Origin of the sequence: Streptomyces sp. 2114.4, from assembly GCF_900187385.1 — a bacterium.
Taxonomy (GTDB): Bacteria; Actinomycetota; Actinomycetes; order Streptomycetales; family Streptomycetaceae; genus Streptomyces; species Streptomyces mooreae.
In genome coordinates, this window is the sequence record NZ_FYEY01000001.1 from 937,585 (window position 1) to 959,812 (window position 22,228).

A 22,228-nucleotide genomic window follows, 5' to 3' on the forward strand; every position below is an offset into this window, starting at 1 on the left:
GTTACGCGTCGTGGGCGTCGGGCGCGCACAGCGGTGAGGTTCCCCCGGCCCAGTGGGTGGGCGTGTGCGCGTGACACGGCTTGCCTGGACGATGCCACGTGATCGACTTGTGCACCAGGGTGGGCTGCCCACATTCGGGGGGTGGCGGGTGTGGTGCCGGTACGTGCCGCGGCCCGGTGCCGGGGGGCGCGGGGGGGACATACGGCGGGATTCGGCCATCGGGTGACGATCCGCGGGCCCGAGGGTGGCCGAGCGTGACCCCGTGCAGGTGAACGGCAGTTGAACGGTGCCCGCGCACCCCGCCGTCAATGGCAGGCTGACCGGCATGGACGGGCGGGATCTGGTGCGGTCGGTACGGATGATCAAGGCGGTCGGGCCGGCGCAGGGGCTACGGTCCGTGCGTACGGCGTGGCGGGCGCGGCGGGCGGATGCGCTGGCGCTGCCGCGGCCCACCGCCGAGCGGGCCCGGGTGCCGGGGGCGGCTCGCGGCGCGGAGCCCCAGCCGGGCGGCGGGCTGATCCACTTCGAGCGGTCGTCGCTGCGGGTGCGGGTGGCCTCGGGCGGTGCGGTGTTCTGCGGATGGGAGGGTGCCGAGCCGGAACCGTCGTACGCGCTGGCCGGGGCGTGTCCCGAGGTGGACGCCCGGGTGGTGCTGGAACCCGACACCGAGGGCGGCTGGCGGGTGGTCTCCGAGCGGGTGCTGGTGGTGGTGTCCCGGCACGGTGCGGTGGAGGTGCGGACGCCCGGCGGGGCGGTGCTGCGGCGGGAGTTGCCGCCGCGCTGGTGGGACCGCACGGCCGCGGAGGGGGCAGGCGGGCGGCCCGGAGGGAGCGGCGCCTCACGCTGGGTGCAGCGGGCGCAGGTCGCGGCCGATGCCCGGTTCTTCGGGCTCGGCGGCCGGGCGCACGGGCCGCGGCTGCGGGACGGTGCGTACCGGCTGTGGAACACGGATCCGGGCGGCGCCTTCGCACCGGGGGACGATCCGCTGTCGCTGACGATGCCGGTGCAGTTGGTGGTGGCGGACGCCGGTACGCATCTGGTCTTCCACGACAACTCCTGGGACGGCCGGGTGACGCTGCGCGAGGGCGCGGAGGGTGCGGGCTCGGGGCATGACCGGCCGGGCACCTGTGAGGTGCGGATGGACGGCGGACCGCTGCGCTACTGGGTGCTGGCGGGCACCCCGGCCCGGGTGCTGCAGGGCTGGACGGCGCTGACCGGGGCGCCCGCGCTGCCGCCGCAGTGGGCGCTGGGATACCAGCACGCCCGCTGGGGGTTCGGTGGCCAGGCCGAGGTGCGCCGGGTGGTGGCGGGCTACCAGGAGCGCGGGCTTCCGCTGTCCGCCGTCCATTTGGACATCGACCATTACGACCGGCACCGGGTCTTCACCGTCGACCGGCAGCGCTATCCGGATCTGCCCGGCCTGGCGCGGGAGTTGCGGGCGGACGGGGTGCGGCTGGTGTCGATCGTGGATCCGGCGGTGAAGGCGGAGCCGGGGGACACGGTGTACGAAGGCGGGGTGGCGGCGGATGCCTTCGTGCGGGACGCGCGCGGGCGGGAGGTTCGCGGGGTGGTGTGGCCGGGCGAGTCGGTGTACCCGGATTTCACCGATGCGCGGGCGCGCAAGTGGTGGGGGGCTCTGTACGCGGAACGGCTGGCGCAGGGCTTCTCCGGCGTGTGGCACGACATGAACGAGCCGGTCTCCTTCGCCGCGTTCGGGGAGCGGACACTGCCGCGCTCGGCACGGCACGCCCTGGAGGGCCGGGGCGGCGATCACCGGGAGGCGCACAACGTCTACGGCCTGGCCATGGCACAGGCCGGCTTCGAGGGGCTGTGCGAACTGCGGCCCGCCGAGCGGCCGTTCCTCTTCTCCCGTTCGGGCTGGGCGGGGCTGCAGCGCTACGGCGGCAGCTGGTCGGGCGATGTGGCGACGGGCTGGGCGGGGCTGCGGGCTTCGCTGTCGCTGGTGCTGGGGCTGGGGCTGTGCGGCGTCCCGTACAGCGGTCCCGATATCGGCGGGTTCTCCGGGGTGCCGTCCCCCGAACTGTATTTGCGGTGGTTCCAACTGGGGGCCTTCCTGCCGCTGTTCCGTACGCATTCGGCGCTCGGGGCGGGGCGGCGGGAGCCGTGGGAGTACGGGGACGAGGTGCTGGGGCACGCCCGTTCGGCGCTGCGCGAACGGCAGCGGCTGCTGCCGTACTTCGGGACGCTGGGCCAGCTGGCGCGGCTGACCGGTGCGCCGTATGTCCGGCCGGTGTGGTGGAGCGCGCCCCGGGACCGGGCGCTGCGGGACTGCGAGGACGCCTTTCTGCTGGGGGATGCGCTGCTGGTGGCGCCGGCGCTGGCGGCGGGCGTCACCCGGCGGCCGGTGCGGCTGCCGCGTGGCCGGTGGTACGACACCGCGACCGGGCGGGCGTATGACGGCCCCGGGCAGGTGTGGGTGGAGGCGCCGCTGTCGCGGATACCGGTACTGGCGCGGGCCGGTGCGGTGCTGCCGGTGGCCGGGGCGGACGGCGGGACGGAGCTGGAGGTGTGGGCGCCGGTGGCCGGGCGCGGGGGCAGTGGGCTGGTGGTGCCGGACGCCGGGGACGGCTGGCAGCGGCCGACGGTGGAGCGGTTCACCTCACGGTGGGCGGGCGACCGGGTGGTCGTGGAGCGGCGGGACGGGGGCGCGGTGGGGTATCCGGTGCGGGTGCGGGGGGTGGAGGACGGGGTGGGGGCGTAGCGGGCTGCGCGGCGGGGCGGTTGAGCAGTTGAGCGGCTGCGCGGGTTGAGCAGTTGTGCGGCGGGGCTTCCGTCCCCCCTGCCGCGCCTGGTAGACGGGGGCCATGCCGAGACTTGCTGCCGCGCTGCGCGGCCTTGCCGCCGCTGCCGCCGCGCTGATCACTGTGGCCGCTGTCCCTTCGGGTGCGGCGGCGGACACCGCCCCGCACCGCCCTGCGCCGTCGTCGCAGCCGGGCAACGGGGCCAAGGCGCCGGAGGAGTTCGTCGCGCTGCGGGACGTGGATCCCACCGTCCTCCAGGAGATGCGCTACTTCACCCCGCACGACTTCATGGGAGTGCGGGTGACCGGCTACCGGGCGCCGATGTGCCTGCTGACCCGGGACGCGGCACGGGCGTTGCACCGGGCGCAGCGCTCGTTCCTGCGCCGCGGGTATTCCCTCAAGGTCTATGACTGCTACCGGCCGCAGCGCGCGGTGGACCACTTCGTGGCCTGGGCCAAGGACCTCGGCGACCAGCGGATGAAGGCCGAGTTCTATCCGCGGGTCGACAAGTCGACGCTGTTCCGGGACGGCTATATCGCGGAGAAGTCCGGGCACAGCAGGGGCAGCACCCTCGATCTGACGCTGGTGCGGCTGCCGGCCCTGCCCACCCGGCCATACGTCCCCGGGGAGCCGCTGTCCTCGTGCTACGGCCCGAAGGCGGCCCGTTTCCCGGACAATTCGCTGGACATGGGCACCGGCTTCGACTGCTTCGACACGCTGGCGCACACCCTCGATCCGCGGATCACGGGCGAACGGCGGGCCAACCGGCTGCTGTTGAAGGACGGCATGGAGCGCGCCGGATTCGTCAACTACGACAAGGAGTGGTGGCACTACACCTTCACCCCGGAGACGTTTCCGGACACCTACTTCGACTTCCCGGTCGCGCGGCGGTCGCTCGTACGGCACTGACCGGGCGCGCACGCCGCCGACGGGCCGGGGCACCGAATCACCCCCGTCGATCCCGTGCCCCGGACCCTGCTGTGAGGGACGCGGCCGGGCCGCGTCCGGTTCGACGGACGTCCACGGAGTCACCCTTTCGGGGAACCAGCGTCCTCGTGTGCGCGCCGGCCGGGGGCCGGACGCCGGTCCGTACGCTCAGAGCCGGCCGCCCGCGGTGTCCGACGAGAGTCGCTGGGCGGCGTACACCGGGATGACCGACAGGGCGATCAGCAGCGCGGCGAGCACATCGACGACCGGCGCCTGGTGGGGGCGGGCCAGGTTCTCGTAGATCCAGATCGGCAGCGTCTTGGTGCCCGCGCCCGCCGTGAAGGTGGTCACCACGACCTCGTCGAAGGAGAGCGCGAAGGCCAGCAGCGCGCCGGCGAACAGCGCCGGGCGCAGCGCCGGGAAGGTGACGTACCGCAGGGTCTGCCAGGGGCGGGCGCCCAGGTCGGCGGAGGCCTCGGCCAGGGACGGGGCGAGGCGGCGGAGCCGGGCGGCGACGTTGTTGAAGACGATGACGACGCAGAAGGTGGCATGGCCGACCACGACCGTGAAGAGGCCGAAGCCGATGCCCAGCGGCGCAAGGACGGTGCGGAAGGCGGCGTTGAGGGCGATGCCGGTGACGATGCCGGGCAGGGCGATCGGCAGCACGATCAGGAACGAGACGGTCTGCCGTCCGAAGAAGCGGTGGCGGTGCACGGCGAAGGCCGCGAGCGAGCCGAGGAGCAGGGCGACGGCGGTGGCGCCCAGGCCCGCCCGCAGCGAGGTCCACAGGGCCTCGCGGGCGCCCGCGCTGTGCAGGGCGCGGCTCCACCACTCGCCGGTCAGCGCGCGGGGCGGCCAGGCGAACGAGGGGTCGGCGTTGACGGAGTTGAGCAGGACCAGGAGCAGGGGGAGGTAGATCAGGGCCAGGCCGGCGGCCGTGAGGCAGCCGAGGACGGTCCGGGCGGTGCGGGTGAGGTGCATCCGGCTGCCTCCTTCGGTTCCGGTCAGAGCGAGTCGAGCGCGCCGGCCCGGCGGACGGCGGCGAGGTAGCAGACGACGAGGGCGACCGGGACCGCGGAGAGCGCCGCGGCGAGCGGCAGATCGAGAGTGACCTGAGAGGCGATGACATTGCCCAGGAGCTGGGTGCGGCCGCCGACGATCTGCACGGTGAGGTAGTCGCCGAGGGAGAGCGAGAAGGTGAAGACGGAACCCGCCAGGAGCGCGGGGCGGACGGCGGGGGCCACGACGGAGCGCAGGGTCCGTAGGGTGCCCGCACCGAGGTCGGCGGAGGCCTCCAGCTGGTGGGCGGGCAGCCGTTCCAGGGCGGCGTGGACCGGCAGGATCATGTACGGCAGCCAGAGGTAGGCGAGCACGAGCACGACGGCGGCCGTGCCGTATCCGGGGCCGTGCAGGCCGAGCGGGGCGAGTGCCGCGTTGACGATGCCGTGCTCGCCGAGCATCACCCGCCAGGCGTACGCCTTGACCAGATAGCCGGCCCACAGCGGGGTGAGCACGGCCACCAGCAGGGCGCGGCGCAGCCGGCCGGCCGCCACCCGCGCCATGAAGAAGGCCATCGGCAGCGCGAGCAGGGCGTCGAGGAGCGTGACGGCGACGGCGATGCCGAGGGTGCGCAGCGCGACGGTGCGGTAGACGGGGACGGTGAGGACGTCGCGGAAGTTGTCGGTGGTCCAGGTGCGGACGACATCCGAGGTGAAGGGGTCGGTGGTCCAGAAGGCGGAGAGCAGGAGGACGGCGAGGGAGCCGAGGTAGGCGAGGACCAGCCACAGGAGCGGCGGGGCGAGGAGCGCGGCGAGCCGGCCGCGGGCGCGGGGCTCATGGCGCCTGGCGGACATCCGGGCGCCCGCGCTCAGCCCTTGATCTCCGTCCAGGCACGGGTCCACTCCGCGTAGTCGGTGCACTTGACGTTCTTGCGGCCGTCGAGGCACTGCGGGACGGGGGTGGTCCAGAAGTGGACGCGGCGGTAGTAGGCCTCGTCATCGGCGTGGTAGACGGCGCAGTGCCGGGGGTCGGCGGTCTCCTTGCAGGCCTTGGCGTTGGCGGGTGCCTCGCCGAAGTACTCGGCGACCTGGGCGTTCACCTTCGGGGAGACGATCCAGTTGAGCCACTTGTAGGCGCAGTTGGGGTGGGCGGCCTTGGCGGAGACCATCCAGGTGTCGGACCAGCCGGTGGCCCCCTCCTTGGGGAGGACCGCATTGACGGGTGCCTTTTCCGCGGCGGCGGTGTTGGCGATGACCTGCCAGGTGGTGCCGAGGACACTGTCGCCGCCCTTGAAGGCGGTGACTTCCTTCTGGTAGTCGCTCCAGTATTCGCCGATCTGCTGCCGCTGCTTCTTCAACAGGGCCACGGCGGCATCGAGTTGCGCGCGGTCCAGGGCGTACGGGTCTTTGATGCCGAGTGCGGGACGGGTCTTCATCAGGTAGAGGGCGGCGTCGGCGATGTAGATGGGCGAGTCGTAGGCGGTGACCTTGCCCGCGTACTTCGCGGCGCCGTCGAACACGGCCTTCCAGGAGTCGGGGGCCGGGGAGACCTTGTCGGTGCGGTACATCAGCAGATTGGCGCCGCGGCCGTGCGGGATGCCGTACATCTGCCCGTCCTTGGAGTTGAACGGGCGCATCTTCAGGCCGCTGAAGATGTCGTGGTAGTTCGGTACCAGACGGGTGTTGACGGGCGCCACGTCCCTGGCGGCGATCAGGCGCAGGGTGGCGTCGCCGGAGGCGGACACAGTGTCGTACTGGCCGGTCTTCATCAGCGAGACCATCTCGTCGGAGGTCCCGGCGGTCTTGGTGTTGACCTTGCAGCCGGTCTGCTTCTCGAAGGGGTGCACCCAGTCGGCCTTGGGGTCGTTGGAGCCGTCCTCGGCGTAGCCGGCCCAGGCGATGATGTCGACGCGGCCCTCGCCCTTGCCGACGCTCCGCTGTTCGGCGGCTCCCCCGTCGTGCGTTCCGTCGCCGCCGGAGCCGCAGGCGACGGCCAGAGCCAGGACCCCGGCCGTCACTGCGGCCTTCCACGGATTCGCATTGCGCATGGTGAACTCCCGCTGTCGCACACGGCTGTCGAGCCCCGCCAGTATCCGGAAGCTGACCGTCTGCCACCAGGGCGCGTCGGGCACCGGGATGCGCCCCGGTGCGTTGTACGACGATCCCTCAGGCGGCACCGGCCTCGGCGGAACAAGGTGCCTGAGCTGGGGAATCGGCCTCTCCTGGGCAGCGGGCTCCGCGGGACACCGGCCTCAGCCCGGCAGCGGCCTCAGCCCGGCAGCGGTAGGGCGTCGGCGGCGTTCCACAGGAGATGGACGGCGGCGCCCGGACGGGCGGCGTCCGGCAGGTCCGTGGAGTTCAGCCGCACGGCGGTGAGCCGGTCGTCGCCTGCGTCGAGGCGGACCACCACGCGCGTGTGGGCACCGACGTGCGCGATCTCGGTGATCCTGCCGGGCACACACCGTTCCCCCGGTCCCGGGGCGACGTCCCGGCCGCCGTTCGGGCCGTCCGGAGCGACGATCCGGATGCGCTCGGGGCGGAGGCTGTACGTGCCCGGGGCGCCGATCACCCGGACCGCGGCCTGGTCGCGCAGCAGGTTGGTGGTACCGATGAAGCCCGCGACGAACGCGGTGGCCGGACGGTCGTAGATCTCCAGCGGCGAGCCGGTCTGCACGATACGGCCGCGGTCGAGCACGGCGAGGCGGTCGCTGAGCGTCAGCGCCTCCTCCTGGTCGTGGGTGACGAGGAGGAAGGTGACGCCGGTGGCGCGCTGGATGCGCTGGAGTTCCCGCTGCATTTCCTGCCGCAGCTGGAGGTCGAGCGCGCCGAGGGGTTCGTCGAGCAACAGCAGGCCGGGGTCGTCGATCAGGGCGCGGGCCAGGGCGACGCGCTGGCGCTGGCCGCCGGAGAGCTGGTCGGGCCGGCGCGGGCCGTGGTCGTCGAGGCGTACGGTGCGCAGGGCCGCACGGGCTCGGGCGAGGCGTTCGGGTTTGCGCACCCCGGCAACGGTGAGCGCGTAGGCGACGTTCTGCTCGACGGTCATATGGGGGAAGAGCGCGTAGTCCTGGAAGACGGTGTGGACGTCGCGGCGGCTGGGCGGAAGTGCGGTGACCTCGCGGCCGGCGAGTTCGATACGGCCCGAGGTGGGCCGTTCGAAGCCGGCGATCAGGCGCAGCAGGGTGGTCTTGCCCGAGCCGGAGGGGCCGAGGAGGGAGAAGAACTCACCTTCCCCGATGGTGAGCTCGGCGCCGTCGACGGCACGTAGCGCACCGAATTCCTTGGTGACGGCGGTGAGCCGTACGGCGGGCGGCGCGGCTGCCGTGGGGGCGGGACGGGCGTCGGTACGGGCGGCTTCGGTCACGGGCGCTCCCCCTCGTGAACGGCTTGATCGCCCGGCGACTGTACCGGGGTTCCGTGCGGGGCGGCAGCGTGTCACACTCCTGACGTTCCGTCAGTTCTGTCAGTTCCGTCAGTTCGGTCGAGTGCCATCAGTTCCATCAGTTCGTTCCGTTGTTTCGTTGCTTCCGTTGCTTCGTTGCTTTCGTTGCGTTTCGTTGTGGTCGGTCTGCGGTCGGGGAGGGTCTGTGGCACAGACACGGAAGCCGGTGGTGCCGGGGTGGTTCGATCAGGACGCGGCGGGTTTCCGGCTGCTGGGGACGTGCTGCCGGGCCTGTGGTGCGGTGTTCTTTCCCCGCGAGGACACCTTCTGCCGCAACCCCGCGTGCGGGGGTGACGACCTGGCGGAGGTGCCGCTGTCCCGGCGCGGCACGGTCTGGTCCTACACCGACGCGCGCTACCGTCCGCCCTCCCCCTACGTCTCCGATCCGGAGGCCGAGTGGCGGCCGTACGCCTTGGTCGCCGTGGAGCTGGCGGAGGAACGGATGGTCGTCCTCGGGCAGGCTGCGCCAGGCGTCCGCGCCGCGGATCTGCGCGTGGGCATGGAGGTCGAGCTGATGCCCGGGACCGTCGCCGGGTACGAGGGGGACGACGGGGACGTGCGGACGACGTGGCATTGGCGGCCGTGCGGGCGGGGTCCGGGGGGTGTGGCGGAGGGCGCGAGCGACGGGCCGCGGGCGGAGACCGCATCTCTACACCCGCCCACCCCCGAAGGGGGGTGGGCGGCGGGGAAAAAACCGAGGGCGCGAGTGGGCGGCGGGCAGGGGGAGGCTCTGGGGCCCGCGGAACCTCCTCTTCCGGCGACGTGGCCGTACTGGGCGCCGGTATGCACCCCTGGGGCAAGTGGGGGCGCAGCTTCGTCGAGTACGGCACGAAGGCGGCCAGGGAGGCGCTTGCGGACGCCGGGCTCGACTGGCGCGCCGTGCAGAGCGTCGTCGGCGCCGACACGGTACGCGGCGGCTATCCCGGTTATGTGGCGGGCGCGACCTTCGCCAAGGCGCTGGGCTGGCAGGGCGCCCGGGTGACCAGCGTCTACGCCGCCTGTGCATCCGGCGCGCAGGCCATCGGCGCCGCGCGGGCACAGATCCTCTCGGGGATGGCGGAAGTGGCCCTGGTGGTGGGCGCCGACGCCGCGCCCAAGGGCTTCTTCACCCCGGCGGGCGGCGACCGGCCCGACGATCCCGACTGGCTGCGGTTCCGGGTACTGGGCGCCACCAACCCGGCGTACTTCGGTCTGTACGCGCGCCGCCGGATGGCGCTGTACGGCGAGACGACCGACGACTTCGCCCAGGTGAAGGTCAAGAACTCGGCAGCGGGCGCGGCCAATCCGTATGCCCGCTACCGCAAGCGGGTCACCGCACGGGAGGTCGCCGCGTCGGCCGTGGTGTGCGATCCGCTGCGGCTGCTGGACATCTGTGCCACCTCCGACGGCGCCGCGGCGCTGGTCCTGACCAGCATGGACTTCGCCCGGCGGCACGGCGTCACGGATCCGGTGCGGATCCGTGCGGTCTCCACCGCCACCCCGCGGTATCCGCGGACCGTACTGGATCTGCCGGATATCGCCACCGATTCCGCGGCCGCCGTTCCGGAACCGGCTGCCGACTTCCGGGCGTCGATCGCGCACACCGCTTACGAGGAGGCCGGGATCGGACCCGAGGATCTGTCGCTGGCCGAGGTCTACGACCTGTCCACCGCGCTGGAGTTGGAGTGGTACGAGGACCTGGGGCTGTGCGGCGCCGGTGAGGCGGCCAAGCTGCTGCGGGACGGGACGACGGCGCTGGGCGGGCGGCTGCCGGTGAATTCCAGCGGTGGTCTGGCCTCCTTCGGGGAGGCGGTACCGGCCCAGGCCATCGCCCAGGTCTGCGAGCTGACCTGGCAGTTGCGCGGGCAGGCGGGCGCGCGGCAGGTGGCGGATGCCCGGGTGGGGGTGAGTGCCAACCAAGGGTTGTTCGGGCACGGGTCGGCGGTGGTCGCGGTGCGGTGACCCGGCGGTGCGGTGCCCCCGCGGTGCGGTGACCCTGCGGTGCGGGACGCCGTGACCGTGGTGGACGCGCGTGCCGTGAGAACCCGCGGATGACCTGACGCACGGCCCCCGCTCCACCCGTCGGCACCCGTCGATAGCCCTCAGCAGCCTCCCCTGTGCGCGACCTTGACGCCCCTTCATCACCGGTGAACACTTCCGGATGCCAGTCGGCATCGCCGCACTCAGGCACACCCCGGCCGGGGTGGCAGCGGTTGTCCGCTGCCCGCCGGTGGCACGCACCCTGCACGGAGGACCGGGGGACGTCCCCGGGCGAGGGCCAAGGAGCCGCCATGTATTCCAATGGGGACATCGTCGTCGGTGAAGTGATCGGCACCGCGATACTCATACTTTTCGGGGCCGGTGTGTGCGCCGCCGTCACCCTGCACTACTCCAAGGCGAAGGACGCCGGCTGGGTCGTGATCGCCTTCGGCTGGGGCATGGGCGTACTGGCCGGCGCCTACACCGCGGCGCCGCTGTCCGGCGGGCACCTCAACCCCGCGGTGACGCTCGGCTCGGCGGTCGCGGGCGGCACCGAGTGGTCGAAGGTGCCGCTGTACATCGCGGCCCAGATGGTCGGTGCGGTGATCGGGGCCGTACTGGCCTGGGCGCTGTACTACGCGCAGTTCGCCGCCAACGCGGAACGGGACAAGGCCCAGCCGACGCTGGGGATCTTCTCCACCGGCCCGGAGATCCGCAAGCCGGCCGCCAACCTCGTCACCGAGATCATCGCCACCGTCGGTCTGGTGCTGCCGCTGCTGTTCTTCGGCCGGAACCCGGGCATCGGCATCGGCCAGGTCCCCGGCGAGCACGTGGGCGTCTACGGCTCCGGGATCAATGTACTGCTGGTCGCCCTGCTGGTCGTCGGGATCGGGCTGTCGCTGGGCGGGCCCACCGGCTACGCCATCAACCCCGCCCGTGACCTCGGGCCGCGTCTGGTGCACGCGCTGCTGCCGATCCCCAACAAGGGTTCCTCGGACTGGAGTTACTCCTGGATCCCGGTGGCCGGGCCGCTGATCGGCGCGGTGCTGTCCGGCCTGGTCTACCACGCGGCGTTCTGACCCCGGCCCGGGCGTGTCGGCCCAAGCGGTCCCACGCCCCGGGCACCGGGCCCCGCCCCGGGCGCCCAGGCCCCGCTGCACCCACTCACCAGGACTTCAGGAGGCGTGACGGCATGACGGAGCGAACCGGGAAGACCGAGAAGTACGTAGCCGCGATCGACCAGGGCACCACCTCCAGCCGCTGCATCATCTTCGACCACAGCGGGGCGATCGTCGCCGTCGACCAGCGCGAGCACCGGCAGATCTTCCCCAGGCCGGGCTGGGTGGAGCACGACGCCACCGAGATCTGGTCGAAGGTGCAGGCCGTGGTGGCGGGCGCGCTGGAGGTGGCGGGGCTGCGCGCGGACCAGCTCAGCGCGCTGGGCATCACCAACCAGCGGGAGACCACGGTCCTGTGGGACCGGGTCACCGGCAGGCCGGTGCACCACGCGATCGTCTGGCAGGACACCCGTACCTCCCAGCTGTGCGCGGAACTGGGCGGCGCGGACGGCCAGGACCGGTTCCGTGCGGCCACCGGGCTCCCGCTGGCCAGCTACTTCTCCGGGCCGAAGGCCGCCTGGCTGCTGGACGAGGTGCCGGGGCTGCGGGCCCGTGCCGAGCGTGGCGAGATCGCGTTCGGCACCATCGACTCCTGGCTGATCTGGAATCTGACCGGCGGCACCGACGGCGGGGTGCATGTCACCGATGTGACCAACGCGGGCCGCACGATGCTGATGAACCTCGCCACCCTGCAATGGGATCCGGCGATCCTGTCGGCGATGAATGTGCCGGCCGCGATGCTGCCGGAGATCAGGTCGTCGGCCGAGGTGTACGGCACGGCCGTGGGGCAACTTCACGGCGTGCCGGTGGCGTCCGCCCTCGGCGACCAGCAGGCGGCCGTCTTCGGCCAGACCTGCTACGGCGTCGGCGAGGCCAAGAACACCTACGGCACCGGCTCGTTCCTGCTGCTGAACACCGGAAACCGCCCCGTCCCGTCCAGGAATGGGCTGCTGACGACCATGGGCTACCAGCTCGCCGGCGAGCCGCCGGTCTACTGTCTGGAGGGCTCCATCGCCGTCACCGGCTCGCTGGTGCAGTGGTTCCGCGATCAGCTGGGCATCATCGCGTCGGCCGAGGAGATCGAGCCGCTGGCGGCGAGCGTCCCGGACAACGGCGGGGCGTATGTCGTACCGGCGTTCTCCGGTCTGTTCGCACCCTACTGGCGGTCCGACGCACGCGGCGTGATCACCGGTCTGACCGGGTTCGTCACCAAGGCGCATCTGGCGCGCGCCGTACTGGAGGCGACCAGCTGGCAGACCCGGGAGGTGGTGGACGCCATGTTCCAGGATTCGGGCGTGCGGATCACCCAGCTCAAGGTCGACGGGGGCATGACCGCCAACCATCTGCTGATGCAGCATCAGGCGGATGTGCTGGACGTACCGGTGATCCGCCCGGTGATCTCGGAGACCACCTGTCTGGGAGCGGCGTACGCGGCCGGTCTGGCGACCGGTGTCTGGCAGGATCTCGACGAGCTGCGGACCCACTGGAAGCGGGACACGCAGTGGACCCCGCGGATGGACGCGCAGACCCGCGACCGCGAGTTCGCCAACTGGCGCCGGGCCGTGGAGCGCAGCTTCGGCTGGCTGGCCGAGGACGGCTCGGCGGGGTAACGGCGCCGGCCGCGCGCAGACGTACGGCCCGTACCCCGGACGGCGAGGTACGGGCCGTACTGCCGCGCCCCGTCAGGGGAGCGCGGGCTCCCGGCGGCGGGCGCCGACCTCCCTGGCATGCTCGACGACGGAGATCAGCACATCCCGCGCGGAGTCCTTGAGGCGGGCGTCACACAGCACCACCGGCACCTGGGGGTCGAGGTCCAGGGCGTCGCGTACGGACTCCGGCGGGTAGCGGTCGGCGCCGTCGAAGCAGTTGACGGCGACCGTGAAGGGCAGTCCGCGCCGCTCGAAGTAGTCGACGGCGGCGAAGCTGTCCGCCAGCCGCCGGGTGTCCGCCAGCACCACCGCACCGAGCGCGCCCCGGGCGAGTTCGTCCCACAGGAACCAGAAGCGGTCCTGCCCCGGGGTGCCGAAGAGGTACAGGACCAGCTCGTCGTGGACGGTGATCCGCCCGAAGTCCATGGCGACGGTGGTGGTGGTCTTGCTCTCCACCCCGTCGAGGTCGTCGAGCGGCCGCCCCGCCTCGGTCAGCCGCTCCTCGGTACGCAGTGGTTTGATCTCGCTGACGGCACCGACCAGGGTGGTCTTACCGACCCCGAATCCGCCCGCGACCAGGATCTTGAGCGTCACCGGCTCGACGGCGGCGGACCGTCGGCGGCGATCGGATCGCCCGAAGGCCATGGATTCTTCTCCTGAATTGCCGTGTATACGGGTGGAGCTCACGCTTGTGTCACCCGGGCGATGGTGCACGGGTCAGCGGGCGCAAGGGAACGGTACAACGTGCTCGGCACGGCGCCCACTTGAGATGCGTCACGCCGGAAAGGGACCAGGGGGGGGACGCCACAGGGGGCACCGGGGGCGGACGCCACCGAGCTGCCCCGGACAGCGCCCCCCCGCTCCGGTGGTCAGGCGTACTGGCCCAGGTGGTCGAGGATCTTGGGTGTGACCACGGCGGGGACCTCTTCGGGCAGCCAGTGGCTGGCGCCCTCCAGGGCCTCGAAGCGGTAGGGGCCGTCCACCCACTCCCCCGTGGACTCGGCGGCACCGCGGCCCAGGGCGGTGTCCTCGCTGCCCCACAGGAAGAGGGTGGGGACGGTGATCCGGCCCGCGGGCACCGAGATGACCGACTCCGGGGCGCGGTACCAGTTCAGCGTGGCGGTGAGCGCGCCCGGGGCGGAGAGCCTTTGGACGTTGTCGTCCACGAGGGCGGCGGGCACCTTGCCGGCGTAGGCGGCGCGCAGCCGGGCGGCGTCGTCGGCGAGCAGTGCGGTCTCCGCGGCACCGTCGTCGCGGCGGAAGAAGCGGACGTAGTCGAGGCGGTGGTGCTGGACGGGGTCCTTGGCGGCGGCCCGGTTGAGGGCATCCGGGTGCGGAGTGGCCAGTACGGTCAGGGACTTCAGCCGCTCGGGGTGGGCGCCGGCCAGCGCCCAGGCGACCATGCCGCCCCAGTCGTGCGAGACGAGGTGGAAGCGGTCCGCGCCCTGGGAATCCGCGAAGGCGAGGGCGTCGGCGACGAGTTCGGGGACGGCGTAGTCGGCGATCCGGGGCGGACGGGCGCGCGGGGAGTAGCCGCGCTGGTCGACGGCGACGGCACGGTAGCCGGCCGCGCCGAGAGCGGGAAGCACGGCGCTCCAGGAGTCGGCGAACTCGGGCCAGCCGTGCAGCAGCAGGACGACCTCCCCGTCGGCGGGGCCGCAGGCCAGGGCGTCGTAGGTGTGCGGGCCGGCCTGGATCTCCAGGTGTTCAACGGGTGCCGGGGTCTCGTCCGTGGCCATGGCGGCGGATCTCCTCCTGTTGACAAGTGATCAACAGGCACCGTACCGGGGGCACTCGGCGCGGCGGCCACCCCGCCCGGGGCCGGCGGACCGGCGCCGGGACGACGGCGGCCGCCGGGCCCGGCGGGTCACAGTGCGCGCAGGCCGTCGATGACCTCGCGCAGCACCTTCTCGTCCGGCAGCTCGGCCGGCGGCACCGGCCGGCTGACATGGACCAGTTCGGCATCCAGCAGATCCCCGATCAGGACCCGTACGACGCCCACCGGCAGGTCGAGTTCGGCCGCCAGCTCGGCGACCGACAGGGGCTCCTCCCGGCACCGCTCGACGATCTCGACATGCTCGGGCGACAGGGTCTGGTCGTCGACCGTCTCCTGCGCGCGGCTCTCGGCGATCACCAGCGCGATCAGATCGAGGCGCCCCTCCGCGGCCGTACGGGTGCGCCCGCGCGTCATGGCGTACGGCCGGACGACCGGGCCCGCGTCGTCGTCGAACCAGCGGGCCGCCTCCCGGTCCCGGGCCGGCCGGCCGTCCTGCTCGCTCATGCCGAAACCTCGCTTCGCTCGGCCTCGCACTCGCGCGGCGCGCCCCTCTCGCTGCTTCGCTCGCCGCGCTCGCTCATGGCGTCACCGTCGTCGTGCTCAGGTGGAAAGGCCGGACCGGGGCGCGGTGCCCAGGTGCGTGCCCACGCGCTTGACCAGCAGCGTCATCTCATACGCGATCAGCCCGACATCGGAGTCGGCGTCGGCCAGTACGGCCAGGCAACTGCCGTCACCGGCCGCGCTGACGAACAGGAAGGCCTCGTCCAGTTCGACCATGGTCTGCCGGACGTGGCCCGCGTCGAAGTGCCGGCCGACGCCCTTGGCCAGGCTGTGGAAGCCCGAGGCGACCGCGGCCAGATGCTCGCCGTCCTCGCGGGTCAGGTCCTTCGAGGCGCCGGTGGCCAGGCCGTCGCTGGAGAGGACCAGCGCCTTGCGGATGGACCCCACCCGCTCGACCAACTCGTCCAGGAGCCAGTTCAGCTCCCCGGATCCCCTCTCAAAGGCCGGTGCGGTGGAAGCTGCTGCCTTCGGTGCGGTCATGGACCGTCCCCTCCCGATGTGGTTCCTGGTGGTGCTGTGGTGCCCGTGCCGTTGCCGTGGTGCGTGGCGGTGTCACGGGCGCCCGGGTCTGTGGTGTCCGGGCCGGTGGCGACCGGACCGGTGACGCCCGGGTCGGTGGTGTCCGGACCGAGGGTGTCGGGTCCGGTGGTGTCCGGACCGGTGGTCTCCGGCCCGGGGGTGTCCGGCAGCGTGCTGCCGGCCGGTGCCGTGTCGTCGGCCGACGGGTTCTGGCCCGGTGGCGTTCCGGTCGGGCGCGGGTCCTCGCCGTTGTCGCGGCGGCCGCGCTGCCAGCCGCGCTGGAGCGAGGCCATCCGGGCGCGGACCGCCTCCGCGTCCCGGTCGTCCGCGTCCGGCGCCCGCCGCCCCTGCGTTTCGCTCTGCCCGGTGGGATCGGCCTTGAGCTGGGGCGCGAGGCTCGCCTGCCGTACCCGGCGGGGCAGGCCCTGGGCCGTGGTGGGTGCGGGCGGCTCCCGGTCCCCGGCGGTCCGGGATCCGTCCGCGGCCGGGTCCTGCGGCGCGGCGGACGAGGACGGCCGGGCGTCGGGGCGCTCGCCGGCGGGCTCTCCGGAGCCGGTGCGCTCGGCGACGCGCCGCGCGGAGCCGGTGCGCTCGGGGCGCGGGCGCCCGGGGCCGGGGCGTTCCGCGGCCCGCTTGCCGTTCCCTCCCGCGTTCCCGTCACGGTCGTCGACCGTTCTGCCGTGGTCGGAGACCAGCACCGGCGGGCGGGGACGGCGCGGCAGCGGTGGCGGCCCGCCGGGCGCCTGGTCCTGGGTCTGCTGATGCTGTTCACCATCGGGGACGGGCGGCACGGGTGCGATGCCGCGCGGTGCGCCGTCCGGGATGGCGGGCTTCTTCCGGCCGTCGCCGTGGTTCCGCTTCCGCAGGGGCGCGTCCTCGTCGTCGGCCGGGACCGGCTCGTCCGGACCGAGCGGCGCCTCGAGTTCGACCGGTCCGTCGATGACGGACGGGGCGCGCCGATCCCGCTGGTGCGGTGACTGTTCCTGGGAGAGGGCGGCCAGCTTGCCCGCCGCATGCTCCAGTTCATTGCCGACGGGGCCACCGGGCAGACCGTCCGCTGCCGCGCCGTCATCCTCCCGGCCGCCGACGGCGGCGTCCGTGAGGAGCCGTGCCGGGATGAAGACCACGGCGGTGGTGCCGCCGTACGGCGAGGGCTGCAGGGAAACCCGTACGTCCTGCCGCTGGGCGAGCCGGCTGACCACGAACAGGCCGAGCCGGTCGGTGTCGGACAGCTCGAACTCGGGGGTCTCGGCGAGCCGGAGGTTGGCCTCCAGCAGCAGGTCGGGGGCCATGCCCAGCCCGCGGTCGTGGATCTCCAGGGTGTAGCCGTTGGCGACCCGTTCGCCCAGGACCTGTACGCCGGTGTGCGGCGGGGAGAAGACCGTGGCGTTCTCCAGGAGTTCGGCGATCAGGTGCGTGAGGTCCGATACGGCGGGGCCCTCCACCGCGAGCCGCGGCAGCCGGCGCACCTCGATCCGCTCGTAGTCCTCCACCTCGGCGACCGCCGCGCGCACCACGTCCATCAGCTGGACCGGTTTGCGCCACTGCCGGGAGGCCGCCGCGCCGGAGAGGATGACCAGGCCCTCCGCGTGCCGCCGCATACGGGTGGTCAGATGGTCGATCCGGAAGAGGTCGGCGAGTTCGTCGGTGTCCTCGGTGCGCCGCTCCATGGCGTCGAGCAGGGTCAGCTGACGGTGCAGCAGGACCTGGCTGCGGCGGGCGAGGTTGACGAACACCTCGGAAACGCCGCGGCGCATTTCGGCCTGTTTGACGGCGGCCTCGATCGCGGCCCGCTGGAGGGTGTGGAGCGCCTGCCCGACCTGGCCGGTTTCGTCCGGTCCGAAGGCCAGCCGGGGCGCCTCGGTCTCCACATCGACCTGTTCACCGGCCGCCAGCCGGCGCATGACGCTGGGCAGCCGGACCCCGGAGACGTCATGGGCGGCCTTGCGCAGCCGGATCAGGTCCCGGACGTGCCGGCGGCCGATCCGGAAGGAGACGACGACCGAGACCAGCAGCGCGACGAAGCCGAGGACACCGGCGATGGCGGCCTTGAGCAGGACGTGCATGGCGACGGGGGCGACGCGTTCCTGGTAGCGGTCGCCGGCGTCCTTGTCCATCCGCTGGAGGTCGTCGAGCACCTTGCCCGCCGTGGTGTTCCAGCGCTCGGCGTTGACCGCATGCGGCCCGTCCTGTGCGCCGGCCGCGATCACCCGGTCCTCGTACGAGGTCAGCTCGCGGGCCTTCGCGGAGCGCCAGTAGTCCCCGAAGAGCGCGCGGTCCTTGGCGGGGAGGCCGGGCAGGCCGGTGCTGTAGAGGACCCGGCGTTCGGCGACCCGGTCGGACAGCGCGCGCAGATCGCGCTTGCTCATGCTGCCGGAGAGGAGCACCGCGGACATCAGCGCGTCCTCGCGGGAGACCGCTTCCCGGGCCCGGGTGAGGTTGACCAGCACCCGGGCCTGCTTGTCCATCTCCACGTTCTCCAGGGCGTGGAGCGCGGAGAGGAAGTCGTAGCCGGGGTCGACGAGGGAGTTGTAGCTCTCCATGGCCTCGTCGCGGGAGACGGTGTTGTCCTCGACCTGGGCCCGCAGGGCGCCGAGGGTGCTCAGGCCCTTGAGGACGCCGTTCATCCGGTCGGCGTTGCCGGCGCTCAGGTCCTCGCGGATGTCGCGCAGGTCGATGCCGGCGCGCAGCCGGGTGACGGCCTCGTCGGTGGCCCGGGTCCGCCGGTGGAGCTCGTCGAGGGCGTTGGCGCCGCGCCGGTCGGCGAGGTACAGGAGGCTCTGCCGGCGCTCCCGTTGGAGGGCCTGGATGACGTCCTCGACCGGATAGCCCAGATTCTTGACGACGTTGCCGACGTCCAGCAGCTGATTCGCCTCGCGCCCGGTGATATAGGTCGTGAACGCCCACAGGGCCGTCAGGGACACCAGTGGTACGAGCAGCAACGCCACGATCTTCCGGCGGACCGACTTCCCGCGAAAGCGCATGGCCTCCCCTACGTCAACCCCGGCGCACGGGGGTGGTGTTCCGTCAACAAACGGCGCGAGCCTACTACTGTCGGGGGACCAAGCCGAAGACCTCTCCTGCCGTCGGGAAGCAACCGGGGCAGGATCGCCGTCCGTTGTCCACCGATTCCCGGACAACCTGCCCGCGTCCACGCCCCGGACCACGTGATTGCCCTGGGGCGATACGCCGGACGGTTGGCCGGTTTTGCTCTACCCCGGGTCACTCTGCGCGGCTCCGGTACGTGACGATGAGGAGGGACGGGGTGCGACACAGAGGGCATGTACCCGGCGAAATCCGGGCAGCTACCGAGGAGTCGGACACGCGGGGAGAGTGCGGGGAGAGTGACGCGTTCATGGACACCGGCAGAGCGCCGTTGTGGCAGGAGGAACCGGCGGTCCGGCGCCGGATGGCGGACCCGGTGCGTACCGCTGCGGTGCGTGCCGTGATCATCGTGGCACTCACCCTGATCCAGGCGATGGTGGCCTTTCTGTGCACCCTGGCGGGCTCCTGGTTCGCTTTCCCCGCGGTGCTCAGCACGGTCGCCAGCACCGTGGTCGCCACCTGGGCGGTGCTGGACGTCTGGGTGACCCGCCAGGTGTGGGTGCAGCGCAACGGGGTGCAGTCGCAGCCGAGCAGTACGGCCCGGGAGTTGCGCCGCGAACGGCGCAGGGCACGCCGCCGGCAGCGCCGGGCCTCACGGGAGGGCCCGTCGGGGATCGACCGGGCGGCCGCCTGAGCGGCCTGGTCGTTACGCCGCTGCCGGTCGGCACGCCACCGCCGGTCGTTACGCCACCGCCTCTTCCCTCACGGCGGGCCGGACGTGAATCATGCCGTCCCGGACACTGACCTCGTGGGTGCGCACCGGCCGGCGCGCGGGCAGACAGGTCGGCGCGCCGGTGCGCAGGTCGAACAGGGCCGCGTGCAGCGGGCATTCGACGAAGCAGCCCTCGACCCAGCCCTCGGAGAGCGAGGCGTCCTGATGGCTGCAGGTGTCGTCGACGGCGTAGTAGCCGCCCTCGGCATGGAAGACCGCGATGGCCGGTGTGAGGTCGTCGATCTCGATCCGGACGGACTCGCCCTCGGGCAGGTCCTCGATGCGGCAGACGGGAATCATCTGGCCCCCCTCTCACTGATCGGTATCATGTGTTCTGAATAACGCATCGCAGAGCGCGATGCGCAACAGAATCCAAGCCGGGGAGCGGGCCGTCAAGGGCTTCCCGGCAGATGCCCTCAGACGTGCCCCGCGGGGCCACCGGGTGGTGACGCAAAGACCCATGTCGAACACTTCCGATACGGCAGACGACCGGTCCGAGGAGCGGCGCGGCGGGGCGGGATCCGTCCAGTCCGTGGACCGCGCGGTGAGCGTGCTGGAGATCCTGGCCAAGCTGGGCGAGGCCGGGGTGACCGAGATCTCCGAGGAGCTGGGCGTCCACAAATCGACCGCGTTCCGGATCCTCGGGGTGCTGGAGAACCGCGGGCTGGTGGAGCAGGAGCGGGACCGGGGGAAGTACTACCTGGGCGCCGGGGTGCTGCGGCTGGCCGGCGCCGCCGCGATCCGGCTGGACATCTCGCAGGAGGGCCAGCCGGTGTGCCGCGCGCTCGCCGAGGAGACCGGGGAGACCGCCAACATCGCGGTGCTCGACGGCGATGCGGCGGTCAACATCATGCAGGCCAGGGGCTCCGCCGCGGTCACCGCGTACAACTGGCTGGGCCGGCGCACCCCGCTGCACGCCACCGCCAGCGGCAAGGTCCTGCTGGCGCATCTGCCGCCGGAGCGCCGGGAGACCCTGGTGACCCGCAAGCTGCCGCGGTTCACCGAGAACACCCTGACCACGGCGGCCGGCCTGCGCGCGCAGCTCGCTGGCGCGCTCGCGGACGGATTCGCCTGCACCAGCGAGGAGTTGGAGATCGGCCTCAACGCGGTGGCGGCACCGGTCCATGCGCACGACGGCGCGGTGATCGGCGCGATCGGCGTCTCAGGCCCGGCGTACCGGATGGAGCGTGAGCTGCTGCCGGAGCTGGCGGAGCGGGCCGCGAAGGCGGCCGCGGAGCTGTCCCGCCTGATGGGGTACCCGGGTTGAGCCCGCCGGGCCCCGGGCCCTGCCGGGGTGCCTGTGCCCCAGGGGGTGTCTGCGCCCCAGGGGTGTCTGCCCCGAGAGGGTGTCTCCCTAGCGAAAAATCCCCCTTGACGGATCCTGACCCGACTTCCAGCATGTCTCCTATAGCGCAACCCAGCGCACTATAGGCAACACGGAGACAGAGGTGGGCCGTTCGCCACCGCTGTCCCCGTCCCGGGTTCCTGGGGTCTCCAGGTTCCCAGCACCGCGCACCACTCCCACCCCTCACAGGCATCCGTGCCACCTCACGCGTGCTACCCGCCCTGCCGCCCCGCAGGCGCTGTTTTAGGAGTGAGACATGCCGCACGAAGCCCGCGCCGTCGTCGCCCTCAAGAAGGGCGCCCCCGTCGAGGTGCTGCCGATCCTCGTACCCGATCCCGGTCCGGGCGACGTGCTCGTGACCGTGCAGGCCTGCGGGGTGTGCCACACCGATCTGCATTACCGCGACGGCGCGATCGGCGACGACTTCCCGTACCTGCTCGGCCATGAGGCGGCCGGGGTCGTCGAGGCGGTCGGCGCCGGGGTCACGGACCTGGCGCCCGGTGACTATGTGGTGCTGGCCTGGCGGGCGCCCTGCGGACAGTGCCGGGCCTGCCGCTGCGCCCGCCCCTGGTACTGCTTCGATTCGCGCAACGCCGGCCGGGCCATGACTCTTCTGGACGGCACGGAGTTGACGGCGGCCCTGGGCATCGGGGCCTTCGCCGAGAAGACCCTGGTCGCCGCCGGACAGGCGGTGAAGGTCGATCCCTCGGCCCGCCCGGAGGCCGCGGGCCTGATCGGCTGCGGGGTGATGGCCGGGTACGGCGCGGCCGTGCACACCGGCGCGGTGGGCAGCGGGGACACCGTCGCCGTCATCGGCTGCGGCGGCGTCGGCAACGCCGCGATCGCGGGCGCCTCCCGGGCCGGCGCCCGGCGGGTGATCGCCGTCGATCTCGACGAGGGCAAGCTGGACGCCGCCGAGCGGTTCGGCGCCACCGACACCGTCAACTCCCGTGGTACGGACCCGGTCGAGGCGGTCCGCGCGCTCACCGGCGGGCACGGCGCCGATGTGGTGATCGACGCGGTGGGCCGCCCGGAGACCTACCGGCAGGCGTTCTACATGCGCGATCTGGCCGGCACGCTGGTCCAGGTCGGCGTGCCCGACCCGGACATGCGGATCGAACTGCCGCTCATCGACCTCTTCTCCCGCGGCGGCGCGCTCAAGTCGTCCTGGTACGGCGACTGTCTGCCCAGCCGGGACTTCCCGGTGCTGATCGATCTGTTCCTGAGCGGCAAGCTCGATCTGGAGCGGTTCATCAGCGAAACGGTCACGCTCGACGACGTCGAACCGGCCTTCGCGAAGATGCAGCGCGGGGAGGTCCTGCGGTCGGTCGTGGTGGTGTGACCGTCCGCAGGCCTC

At 72.6% G+C, this 22,228-nt stretch carries 18 protein-coding genes and 1 pseudogene; 9 read left to right on the top strand and 10 right to left on the bottom strand.

All coding sequences use genetic code 11. From position 1 onward, the window contains the following. Positions 1–325 precede the first annotated feature (325 nt). Together CFW40_RS03995 and CFW40_RS04000 are read left to right on the top strand one after the other, a co-directional pair. Positions 326–2,722, top strand: coding sequence for a TIM-barrel domain-containing protein (locus CFW40_RS03995; protein WP_088801897.1), 2,397 nt, complete (start codon positions 326–328; stop codon positions 2,720–2,722). A gap of 103 nt (positions 2,723–2,825) precedes the next feature. Beyond that, a complete protein-coding gene (locus tag CFW40_RS04000) occupies positions 2,826–3,671 on the top strand; it encodes a M15 family metallopeptidase (RefSeq protein WP_088796478.1) in 846 nt (281 codons plus the stop codon). Positions 3,672–3,857: 186 nt separating this feature from the next. Here CFW40_RS04000 and CFW40_RS04005 read toward each other — a convergent pair whose 3' ends face one another. From CFW40_RS04005 to CFW40_RS04020, 4 genes are all read right to left on the bottom strand, one after another. Next, a complete protein-coding gene (locus CFW40_RS04005) occupies positions 3,858–4,670 on the bottom strand; it encodes an ABC transporter permease (protein ID WP_088796479.1) in 813 nt (270 codons plus the stop codon). A gap of 23 nt (positions 4,671–4,693) precedes the next feature. Continuing rightward, positions 4,694–5,542, bottom strand: a complete 849-nt coding sequence (locus CFW40_RS04010) for an ABC transporter permease (RefSeq protein ID WP_088796480.1) — start codon at positions 5,540–5,542, stop codon at positions 4,694–4,696. 14 nt (positions 5,543–5,556) lie between these two features. Then, positions 5,557–6,735, bottom strand: a complete 1,179-nt coding sequence (locus CFW40_RS04015) for an ABC transporter substrate-binding protein (protein ID WP_088801898.1) — start codon at positions 6,733–6,735, stop codon at positions 5,557–5,559. A gap of 221 nt (positions 6,736–6,956) precedes the next feature. Further along, on the bottom strand, positions 6,957–8,048 hold the full coding sequence (locus tag CFW40_RS04020; protein ID WP_088796481.1) for an ABC transporter ATP-binding protein: 1,092 nt from the start codon (positions 8,046–8,048) through the stop codon (positions 6,957–6,959). A 244-nt stretch (positions 8,049–8,292) separates the two neighbouring features. On the opposite strand from CFW40_RS04020, the pseudogene CFW40_RS04025 reads away from it, so the two are divergent. The 4 genes and pseudogenes from CFW40_RS04025 to glpK form a co-directional block, all read left to right on the top strand. Beyond that, positions 8,293–8,715: pseudogene (locus CFW40_RS04025) on the top strand (Zn-ribbon domain-containing OB-fold protein); the annotation flags it as partial. A 173-nt stretch (positions 8,716–8,888) separates the two neighbouring features. Further along, positions 8,889–10,067, top strand: a complete 1,179-nt coding sequence (locus tag CFW40_RS04030) for a lipid-transfer protein (RefSeq protein WP_305523815.1) — start codon at positions 8,889–8,891, stop codon at positions 10,065–10,067. Between the two features lie 329 nt (positions 10,068–10,396). Further along, positions 10,397–11,164, top strand: coding sequence for an MIP/aquaporin family protein (locus CFW40_RS04035; protein ID WP_088796483.1), 768 nt, complete (start codon positions 10,397–10,399; stop codon positions 11,162–11,164). A 113-nt stretch (positions 11,165–11,277) separates the two neighbouring features. Continuing rightward, positions 11,278–12,813, top strand: coding sequence for a glycerol kinase GlpK (gene glpK, locus CFW40_RS04040; RefSeq protein WP_088796484.1), 1,536 nt, complete (start codon positions 11,278–11,280; stop codon positions 12,811–12,813). Between the two features lie 72 nt (positions 12,814–12,885). Here the strand turns inward: glpK and CFW40_RS04045 are convergent, their stop codons facing one another. The 5 genes from CFW40_RS04045 to CFW40_RS04065 form a co-directional block, all read right to left on the bottom strand. After that, positions 12,886–13,497, bottom strand: a complete 612-nt coding sequence (locus CFW40_RS04045; RefSeq protein WP_088796485.1) for an ATP/GTP-binding protein — start codon at positions 13,495–13,497, stop codon at positions 12,886–12,888. Between the two features lie 224 nt (positions 13,498–13,721). Further along, positions 13,722–14,591 carry an alpha/beta fold hydrolase gene (locus CFW40_RS04050; RefSeq protein WP_088796486.1) on the bottom strand — a complete coding sequence of 290 codons (870 nt, stop codon included), beginning with the start codon at positions 14,589–14,591 and terminating at the stop codon, positions 13,722–13,724. Positions 14,592–14,719: 128 nt separating this feature from the next. Beyond that, on the bottom strand, positions 14,720–15,133 hold the full coding sequence (locus tag CFW40_RS04055) for a DUF742 domain-containing protein (RefSeq protein WP_088796487.1): 414 nt from the start codon (positions 15,131–15,133) through the stop codon (positions 14,720–14,722). Between the two features lie 96 nt (positions 15,134–15,229). Then, entirely contained in the window at positions 15,230–15,670 is a 441-nt protein-coding gene (locus CFW40_RS04060) for a roadblock/LC7 domain-containing protein (RefSeq protein WP_088796488.1), read from the bottom strand. Continuing rightward, positions 15,667–18,693, bottom strand: coding sequence for a nitrate- and nitrite sensing domain-containing protein (locus CFW40_RS04065; RefSeq protein ID WP_088796489.1), 3,027 nt, complete (start codon positions 18,691–18,693; stop codon positions 15,667–15,669). The genes CFW40_RS04060 and CFW40_RS04065 overlap by 4 nt, the downstream gene beginning before the upstream one ends. Positions 18,694–19,064: 371 nt before the next feature. On the opposite strand from CFW40_RS04065, the gene CFW40_RS04070 reads away from it, so the two are divergent. Next, on the top strand, positions 19,065–19,448 hold the full coding sequence (locus tag CFW40_RS04070; RefSeq protein WP_088796490.1) for a hypothetical protein: 384 nt from the start codon (positions 19,065–19,067) through the stop codon (positions 19,446–19,448). Positions 19,449–19,496: 48 nt separating this feature from the next. On the opposite strand, the gene CFW40_RS04075 is transcribed toward CFW40_RS04070, so the two are convergent. After that, a complete protein-coding gene (locus CFW40_RS04075; protein ID WP_088796491.1) occupies positions 19,497–19,826 on the bottom strand; it encodes a bifunctional 3-phenylpropionate/cinnamic acid dioxygenase ferredoxin subunit in 330 nt (109 codons plus the stop codon). Positions 19,827–19,986: 160 nt separating this feature from the next. Here CFW40_RS04075 and CFW40_RS04080 point away from each other — a divergent pair, with 160 nt between their 5' ends. Continuing rightward, complete coding sequence (locus CFW40_RS04080; protein WP_088796492.1) at positions 19,987–20,793, top strand: IclR family transcriptional regulator; 807 nt, start codon at positions 19,987–19,989, stop codon at positions 20,791–20,793. Between the two features lie 334 nt (positions 20,794–21,127). Continuing rightward, complete coding sequence (locus CFW40_RS04085) at positions 21,128–22,213, top strand: S-(hydroxymethyl)mycothiol dehydrogenase (RefSeq protein ID WP_088796493.1); 1,086 nt, start codon at positions 21,128–21,130, stop codon at positions 22,211–22,213. The last annotated feature ends 15 nt before the right edge of the window (positions 22,214–22,228 follow it).

Excerpts from the sequence above, each read along its gene's own strand:
- CFW40_RS04010 (WP_088796480.1), bottom strand. The coding sequence starts at position 5,542 with ATGTCCGCCAGGCGCCATGAGCCCCGCGCCCGCGGCCGGCTCGCCGCG.
- CFW40_RS04055 (WP_088796487.1), bottom strand. The coding sequence starts at position 15,133 with ATGAGCGAGCAGGACGGCCGGCCGGCCCGGGACCGGGAGGCGGCCCGC.
- CFW40_RS04070 (WP_088796490.1), top strand. The coding sequence starts at position 19,065 with ATGGACACCGGCAGAGCGCCGTTGTGGCAGGAGGAACCGGCGGTCCGG.
- CFW40_RS04065 (WP_088796489.1), bottom strand. The coding sequence starts at position 18,693 with ATGCGCTTTCGCGGGAAGTCGGTCCGCCGGAAGATCGTGGCGTTGCTG.
- CFW40_RS04050 (WP_088796486.1), bottom strand. The coding sequence starts at position 14,591 with ATGGCCACGGACGAGACCCCGGCACCCGTTGAACACCTGGAGATCCAG.
- CFW40_RS04080 (WP_088796492.1), top strand. The coding sequence starts at position 19,987 with ATGTCGAACACTTCCGATACGGCAGACGACCGGTCCGAGGAGCGGCGC.
- CFW40_RS03995 (WP_088801897.1), top strand. The coding sequence starts at position 326 with ATGGACGGGCGGGATCTGGTGCGGTCGGTACGGATGATCAAGGCGGTC.
- CFW40_RS04015 (WP_088801898.1), bottom strand. The coding sequence starts at position 6,735 with ATGCGCAATGCGAATCCGTGGAAGGCCGCAGTGACGGCCGGGGTCCTG.
- CFW40_RS04085 (WP_088796493.1), top strand. The coding sequence starts at position 21,128 with ATGCCGCACGAAGCCCGCGCCGTCGTCGCCCTCAAGAAGGGCGCCCCC.
- CFW40_RS04060 (WP_088796488.1), bottom strand. The coding sequence starts at position 15,670 with ATGACCGCACCGAAGGCAGCAGCTTCCACCGCACCGGCCTTTGAGAGG.
- CFW40_RS04075 (WP_088796491.1), bottom strand. The coding sequence starts at position 19,826 with ATGATTCCCGTCTGCCGCATCGAGGACCTGCCCGAGGGCGAGTCCGTC.
- CFW40_RS04045 (WP_088796485.1), bottom strand. The coding sequence starts at position 13,497 with ATGGCCTTCGGGCGATCCGATCGCCGCCGACGGTCCGCCGCCGTCGAG.
- CFW40_RS04000 (WP_088796478.1), top strand. The coding sequence starts at position 2,826 with ATGCCGAGACTTGCTGCCGCGCTGCGCGGCCTTGCCGCCGCTGCCGCC.
- CFW40_RS04005 (WP_088796479.1), bottom strand. The coding sequence starts at position 4,670 with ATGCACCTCACCCGCACCGCCCGGACCGTCCTCGGCTGCCTCACGGCC.
- glpK (WP_088796484.1), top strand. The coding sequence starts at position 11,278 with ATGACGGAGCGAACCGGGAAGACCGAGAAGTACGTAGCCGCGATCGAC.
- CFW40_RS04035 (WP_088796483.1), top strand. The coding sequence starts at position 10,397 with ATGTATTCCAATGGGGACATCGTCGTCGGTGAAGTGATCGGCACCGCG.